The organism is Vibrio sp. 070316B (genome assembly GCF_013114115.1).
Classification (GTDB): Bacteria; Pseudomonadota; Gammaproteobacteria; order Enterobacterales; family Vibrionaceae; genus Vibrio; species Vibrio chagasii_B.
Window position 1 is genome coordinate 1 of record NZ_VTYC01000068.1, and the last position, 1572, is coordinate 1572.

Below are 1572 nucleotides of genomic sequence, written 5' to 3' on the forward strand. Positions count from 1 at the left end.
TATGAGACTCTGGAGTATCATAGTGAAGAGTAAGAAAGAGGGATTTTTAAGGTGTTGATTTTAAAGGCTTTTTTTCGCTGATATGTTCAGCCCTGTTGAACATATATGTTCAGCCCTGTTGAACATAACAAAAAATGAACAGTAACAATATATTGAACTAGTTGTTCAAAATGTTAAACTACCTATATCTTTTAAATGAACAGATATGTTCAGGCGCATTGAACATAAGGGAAGGGAATGGAAGGCAGAACGTTCGAAGAGGAGCGCAAAAACGCAAAGTTTGTGCAATACGATGAGAGCAACATTGGATTTGTAAGAGAGTTGATAAAAAAGAACCCAGTGGCAGCAGATATATTCATGTTCTTATCGCAACACATGAACAGAAAAAATGCAGTGGCATGTCCATCTAAAGTTCTAGAGGAAATAACAGGAAAAGGGAGAACGACGGTAAGTAACGCTGTAAAACTTCTTAAAAATGAAGGTTATATATCAACAGCGAAAATGGGTACAACAAACGTCTACGTACTAAATCCAACGATAGTTTGGAAGGCTTGGAGGACTAATAAGCCCTATTGCGAGTTCGAAGGTAAGATGTTTATTAGCAAGTCTGAAAACCAAGAAATAGAAGATCTAATAAAACAAAAGAATCTACCAATGATAGAAAATTAAACACTAGCGAGAAGGGAGGGCACCCGACTCGCCAGTAAATCAAAATCAACTAAACAGGAGTTGAAAATGACTAAAGAAAATTATCACACCGAAGAAATTAAAGATCTAGTAAGTCAGCTGGTAAAGATCACTGAAATTTTAATAGAACCCCCAAGTTCAGTAGATAAAAAAACACTAGAAGCACTAAGAATATCGCAGTACGAAACGATTCAAAATCTAAGCGCAATAACAGGGTAAAAAACGATAAAGAGGGGCTGTATAGCTCCTCTTTGCTAAGAAACGACAGAAATAAAAAAGCCTTTAAAATCAACAACCTTTTAGGGGGGGTTGGATAGTTCCCTTATATACCAAGTGCGCGCCCCGCGCTTCGCTTGCCTCGGAACGCGCTCACACCCCTAAATCACACATCGATAGACCACCAAAAGAACCGGTAATTGGCAGTGCCCTGCACCTTATCCTGGCTTAGCAGGAAGAAGGGGGAATTAAGTCAGTATCTGCTAAGCATCTGTATCGGGCACCCACCTAAAACAACCCCAAAAGCTCATAGAGTGCCCTTATCCCTGCGGGGCTAAAAAACCACACGCAAAAAACAAAAACGAAACAGGAGGCCATAGAGACGGCCTCAGACGCAAATCTGTGAGTCAAAGCGGATGCGTTTTCCGCTTGCGGAAATTGTCCACAAATTTGTGGCTGTGGATGTCAGACAAACGAACGAAGTGAGAGCGTCAGAAGTAAGTAAATCTGACTCACTCCTAAGTTATTGATTTATATCGACTTTAAAGACCAGAGTCTCATAGCTTATGAGACTCTGGAGTATCATAGTGAAGAGTAAGAAAGAGGGATTTTTAAGGTGTTGATTTTAAAGGCTTTTTTTCGCTGATATGTTCAGCCCTGTTGAACATA

Annotated in this window: 2 protein-coding genes; both read left to right on the top strand. The window is 39.8% G+C overall.

Annotated elements, in window-relative coordinates; translation table 11 throughout:
* Nucleotides 1-237 precede the first annotated feature (237 nt).
* Entirely contained in the window at nt 238-669 is a 432-nt protein-coding gene (locus tag F0251_RS24205) for a replication/maintenance protein RepL (RefSeq protein ID WP_171731979.1), read from the top strand.
* A gap of 66 nt (nt 670-735) precedes the next feature.
* Nucleotides 736-906, top strand: a complete 171-nt coding sequence (locus tag F0251_RS24210) for a hypothetical protein (RefSeq protein ID WP_171731980.1) — start codon at nt 736-738, stop codon at nt 904-906.
* Nucleotides 907-1572 lie beyond the last annotated feature (666 nt).

What these genes read in the sequence shown, in the direction of transcription:
- F0251_RS24205 (WP_171731979.1), top strand. Translation starts at nt 238, where the DNA reads ATGGAAGGCAGAACGTTCGAAGAGGAGCGCAAAAACGCAAAGTTTGTG.
- F0251_RS24210 (WP_171731980.1), top strand. Translation starts at nt 736, where the DNA reads ATGACTAAAGAAAATTATCACACCGAAGAAATTAAAGATCTAGTAAGT.